Origin of the sequence: Tunicatimonas sp. (assembly GCF_049647865.1) — a bacterium.
In the GTDB taxonomy this organism is placed as follows: domain Bacteria; phylum Bacteroidota; class Bacteroidia; order Cytophagales; family Cyclobacteriaceae; genus Tunicatimonas.
Genome location: NZ_JBARYM010000179.1, coordinates 1 through 5,361 on the forward strand (window position 1 = coordinate 1; position 5,361 = coordinate 5,361).

Consider the following 5,361-nt stretch of genomic DNA (forward strand, 5'->3'; position numbering starts at 1 on the left):
TAGCCGCCGGGTACCACCCCATTCGGTTGACTTTCTTTGAACGCTGGGGACCGCAGGTGTTGGAAGTACGCTACCAAGGTCCCGGCGTAGCACTACAGCTAATTCCCGATGATAAACTTTTCCTCAATGCCCCCAACGAGCAACCAGTAAGTGAAGTGAAAGCAGATCAAATCCATGTGAACTTTCACCGAGAAGGCCATAATGTAGCTGACAACTGGAATAACGTGCACCGCTCTACTAATCCTCTTTTGTTAAAGAACATTGATGGTACATCTTCGGCAATAACCTTAGAGTTAGCATCATCTTGGGATGGAGCGAATCATAAAGGCTTTGCGACTGGAAACAATGCTGGGAAGTACCCTGATGCAGTAACTCGCTCATACTTCTGGACACAAGGGCAAGAAGCAATAACGCTCAATGGAGTATCACCGGATAAACTTTATAGCTTTACGTTTTTCGCTAGTTCTATGTTTGGTGGTAACCGAAATACGATTTACCGCATCGGTAACCAAGAGGTTACGCTTAATGCATCACATAACGAAGATAGAACCGTGACGATAGATAATGTGCGGCCAACTACAGACGGGAAAATACAAATTGAAGTTAGCCGAGCGGTTAGTTCTACTTATGGTTTCATAGGCGCACTAGTTATTAAGAGTACGACCGCGGCAGCCCCAGTAGCCAGACGAGAAAGCACCCTGAAAAAGCAAGCTAGTTTAGTACCTCATACTGAAGAAACGCGGCTTCTTTCCGACCAACCAGCAGTCAGTATTTATCCAAATCCGTCTATTGGTATCATTCATATTAAGACCGAACAGTCGGGAGCTTATTGGATTAGCGACATACAAGGAACCATTTTTAAAGAGGGCATACTGATTAAGCAAGAACCCCAATCATTGAACCTTACAGACTTGCCTAAAGGTGTGTATCTGGTACGAACTCAAACAAATGATCAGTGGAACACCCAAAAGATTGTTATTCAGTAAATAGCGTATATTAGTATTCTGATAAAAAGTGCTGGATGTTTATTCAGCACTTTTTGCTTAATTGCAGTTATATAGATATCCGTGCTATTCTTAACCGCGCGGGTATTTGCTATACTGTCAAATGTAGACGAATGCTGAAATGAAGCGCTGGAAAGAACACTGGGAAAGGCTCAAAAAAACCGTAGGAATGCGGCTACTCATCGATACCTACAAGGGTTTTTTGCAGGATAATCCTATGCTATACGGGGCTTCTATTGCGTTCTATATGATTTTTTCCCTTCCTGCCCTATTGATTTTTGCGGTGTATATTGCTGGTATAATCTACGGCGAAGAGGCAGTAAAGGGAACCTTGTACGAGCAAATATCTACGCACGTAGGCGAGGGAATTGCTAAGCAAATTCAAAATATCCTCCGTAATGTTAACCTAAACGAATCGGGTACTGTAGCAAAAACCATAGGATTCGCTACCCTGATTTTTAGTGCTACTACCGTGTTTGTCAATATTCAATTAGCGTTAAACGAAATTTGGGGCGTACGGGCCAAACCCCGACGAGGCTGGCTTAAGCTAATTGTTGACCGCCTTTTTTCCTTCGTAATTGTAGTGAGCTTAGGGCTAATCTTAATTGCTTTCCAGATTATTGACCTGGCGCTGAAAGTATCAGAGGAATTTATTTCCCGCTACTTATCACAGTATTCTACTTACCTAATGCAACTAGCCAGCTTAACTATCAGTATTGCCATTGTGACCTTAGTGTTTGCGCTGGTCTTTAAACTACTGCCCGATGCAGTAATTCGCTGGCGCGATGTATGGGTAGGCTCACTGGTAACTACTGTTTTATTCGTACTGGGAAAAGAGCTTATTGGCCTGTACCTAACAACTAGCAATTTATCTACCTCCTACGGTGCGGCGGGCTCATTAGTCATTTTACTAATTTGGATCTACTATTCAGCGGTTATTTTTCTGGTTGGCGCGGAATTTACCAAAGCTTATTCTCATCATATTGGCGATACTATCGTACCCAAAAAGAACGCCGTACAAGTAATTAAGCAGGAAATTGAGCGGGAACCCGAACCTGAAAAAATTTCCACTTAATTAACTTAAAATACGCAACTTTTCCTTGGGCTTTACGATTAGTATGCTTGTACATTTTTACCAATATGATAACAATTCTTTCTTATATTTTCTTAGCTGTGTATTTAGCGGGAGTGCTTTATACCCTAGGCATGTTTTTCTATCTAATGTTGAGTCGGCAGAAAAGGAAACCTAGTTTTTTAACTAAGCATCAACGGCTGGTTAGATTTATTCGCAAAGCAGCGTAAACAAAATAGGGGCGGTCTTTTTAGGCCGCTTTTTTTGTGATTGAGGAGTTTTAACTAGTTTTACGAACACTAAAACTTTCCCTATGTATATTGGTCTTCTTCATCTACACTCCGCCCTTCGCTACGTTGTAGTTATATTACTCATTGCCGCCATCATCAAAGCGTTTTTGGGCTGGTCTGGTAATAAACCCTATACCGAAGCGGACCGAAAACTAGGGTTGTTCACCATGATTTCGGTGCACCTTCAGCTGGTGATTGGTCTTATTCTTTACTTTATTAGTCCAGTGGTGCAAAGCGCCTTAGCCGATATGGGAGCCGCTATGAAGAATACGGAACTTCGCTTTTGGGCCGTAGAACATATTGCCACTAATATTGTCGGAATTATTCTAATCACTATTGGCTACTCCACCGCCAAACGCGCCTCTACCGATAAGGCCAAGTTTATGCGTACCGCCTTATTCTATCTGATTGGATTCTTACTTATTATGTCAGCTATTCCTTGGCCCTGGAGTCGGGTAGCGAGGGGTTGGTTTTAAATTAAATAGGTATTGAGGACTGAGTATTAGGGACTAACAAGGCATCTAATTCCTAAACCCCAATCCCCAACCCCTAATACAGCCACTTACTAAACGCAACTAGCGGTTCGGGATAATCTTCACCCAGGCGAACGCCCATATTGGCCAGTTCCATCTGAGGAATTTCGGTAGGGTAATGAACCTTTTTTCCCGGAACATCCGATAGCTCAGGAATCCAATGGCGGACGTACGCACCCTGCGCATCGTAGCGTTGGGCTTGGCTCATAATATTGAAGTAGCGATTCGCCCGGGGGTCGTTACCTACTCCGGCTACGTAGTTCCAATTGCACCAATTGCTACAAACATCGTAGTCAATCAGCATGGTCTCAAAGTAGGAAGCTCCCCACGTCCAGTTTACTTTTAAATCTTTTGTCAGAAAGCTCGCTACGTTCTGCCGTCCGCGGTTCGACATAAACCCGGTAGCGTTAATCTCCCGCATATTCGCGTCAATAAAGGGAACACCTGTTTCCCCGTTCTTCCATTTGTGAAATAAAGCAATATCATCACGAAGGTCCGGGCTTGCTTCTTGAATTCCTCCGAATTGAAAGATGCGGTTACCGTATTTTTTGGTTATAAACCGAAAATAGTCGCGCCAGAGCAGCTCAAAGACCATCCAGTAAGTTGATTTATTCTTAACTCGTTCTCGCTCGTAGCGTTTCACCTCTTCGTAAATTGTGCGGGGTGAAAGCGATCCATTGGCTAACCAAGCCGAAAATTTAGATGAATAATCCGCACCCAACATTCCGTTCCGGGTCTCCTTATAACTTTTTAGGCAATCCTTCTCCCAAAAATAATCATGCAACCGGGCCAATCCTGCCGTTTCGCCTCCCCGGAAGGGTAAAACTGCTCGTTCATCTATTTCAACGTACGATAAGCCCAATTGCTCCAACGAAGGAATATCGTTAGGTTCAGTAGGATCAATGCTGTTAAGCGACTGAGGGGTGGGCACCGTATCTCTAACCTTGGTAATTTTCTCCGCTTCCCGCCTGTATTGAGAGAAAATGTCGGGCACATTGTTTATTGGCCAGGGAATATCGTCGACGTGTAGCAGGGTAGATTGCCAGATAAGTTCTAGTTCAATCCCCACAGGCGATAGTTTATCCTCAATCTGTTTTTCTACTGAAATCTCTTCGAAGGTCACCTCCTTACTGGCAAATACCCCAGAAGCTCCAACTTCCTTGGCCAACTGAGGAATAACTGACTCTGGTACTCCCTGGCGGATAATTAAGTCGGAGCCAATTGATCGAAGGTTATTACGAAGGTCTTGCAGCGACTCTAATAAGAACTGAGCGCGGTAGGAACCTGTTTTAGGCAATTCTAATTCAGTCTCTGCAAAGTGCCGAGGGTCAAAGCAATATACCGGATAAACCCGCTCCGATTTACGAATTGCTTCGGTTAAAGTAACATTATCGTGTAAGCGTAAATCGTTTCTAAACCAAACTATAGCAGCACCATTCATATCTTTCTGTTTAATTGTTATTTTAAACTATTAAACAACCTTCGCTAAGTAAAGTTTTGCTTCGCAATAGTTTTAACGCACTAAATAATAGTATTACTTTATTTTTAGAATATTTTCCACTGGATAAATATTTCGCTTCACTATACTAACTTTGCTTTTTCCCTAACTTTGCCATCAATGGAAGAACCAGTACAATCCATATGGGATCAACTAAAGGAGTGGGCACTCGCCGTTCATACTTGGTTCACAACCGATTTTGTGACCATTAATGAAAGTCACTTCGATCTGGCCGATATCATATTTTTCCTGTTTAGCATTGTTATGCTAATTTACCTTTCCAGCAAATTCAGGAAGTTACTGGTTAATCAGGTTTTAGCCCGATATAATTTAGATATTGGTATTCGCCAGTCGATTGGCACTATTGTTCGCTACACAATACTTGTACTGGGCTTTACCATTATTATTGACTCAGCCGGAATAGATTTGAGTTCGCTGACCGTACTGGCCGGTGCGTTAGGAGTTGGACTAGGTTTCGGTTTACAGAATATTGCTAACAACTTTATTTCGGGACTGATTATTTTGTTTGAGCGCCCTATTAAAGTAGGCGACCGTATTGAGGTTGGTGATATTAATGGCGATGTAGTAAATATTTCGGCCCGGGCCACTACCGTTATTACCAATGATAATATTTCTATCATTGTCCCCAATTCGGAGTTTATCTCTTCGCAGGTAATCAACTGGAGCCATAACGACCGGCGGGTGCGCTTCCGGTTTCCGGTGGGGGTTTCCTACCGAGAAGATCCGCAGAAGGTTAAAGACCTACTAATGGAGGTAATGAGCGAACATCCGGGCATCTTAAAAAATCCGCCACCCGATGTTTGGTTTACTGACTTCGGAGATAGCTCGCTCAACTTTGAAATGATGGTCTGGACATCGATGTACGTGCAACGACCCCAAGCGATGAAAAGCCAGTTATACTATTCGGTTTTCAAAAAATTTGGCGAACACGATGTAGAAATTC

The 5,361-nt window shown here is 43.0% G+C and carries 5 protein-coding genes; 4 read left to right on the top strand and 1 reads right to left on the bottom strand.

The features are described from left to right. The 3 genes from WBA23_RS05485 to WBA23_RS05495 all read left to right on the top strand — a co-directional run. Window positions 1-986 (top strand): T9SS type A sorting domain-containing protein (locus WBA23_RS05485; RefSeq protein WP_424581245.1); only part of this gene is annotated, 986 nt, incomplete at its 5' end. Between the two features lie 139 nt (window positions 987-1,125). Next, window positions 1,126-2,079 carry a YihY/virulence factor BrkB family protein gene (locus WBA23_RS05490; protein ID WP_424581246.1) on the top strand — a complete coding sequence of 318 codons (954 nt, stop codon included), beginning with the start codon at window positions 1,126-1,128 and terminating at the stop codon, window positions 2,077-2,079. A gap of 310 nt (window positions 2,080-2,389) precedes the next feature. Continuing rightward, the gene (locus WBA23_RS05495; RefSeq protein WP_424581247.1) at window positions 2,390-2,842 is read left to right on the top strand and encodes a cytochrome B; all 453 of its coding nucleotides are present in this window, start codon (window positions 2,390-2,392) and stop codon (window positions 2,840-2,842) included. 73 nt (window positions 2,843-2,915) lie between these two features. Here WBA23_RS05495 and WBA23_RS05500 read toward each other — a convergent pair whose 3' ends face one another. Next, complete coding sequence (locus WBA23_RS05500; protein WP_424581248.1) at window positions 2,916-4,340, bottom strand: DASH family cryptochrome; 1,425 nt, start codon at window positions 4,338-4,340, stop codon at window positions 2,916-2,918. A 177-nt stretch (window positions 4,341-4,517) separates the two neighbouring features. On the opposite strand from WBA23_RS05500, the gene WBA23_RS05505 reads away from it, so the two are divergent. Then, on the top strand, window positions 4,518-5,361 hold an 844-nt coding region (locus WBA23_RS05505), incomplete at its 3' end, for a mechanosensitive ion channel family protein (RefSeq protein WP_424581249.1).

Excerpts from the sequence above, each read along its gene's own strand:
- WBA23_RS05500 (WP_424581248.1), bottom strand. The coding sequence starts at position 4,340 with ATGAATGGTGCTGCTATAGTTTGGTTTAGAAACGATTTACGCTTACAC.
- WBA23_RS05490 (WP_424581246.1), top strand. The coding sequence starts at position 1,126 with ATGAAGCGCTGGAAAGAACACTGGGAAAGGCTCAAAAAAACCGTAGGA.
- WBA23_RS05495 (WP_424581247.1), top strand. The coding sequence starts at position 2,390 with ATGTATATTGGTCTTCTTCATCTACACTCCGCCCTTCGCTACGTTGTA.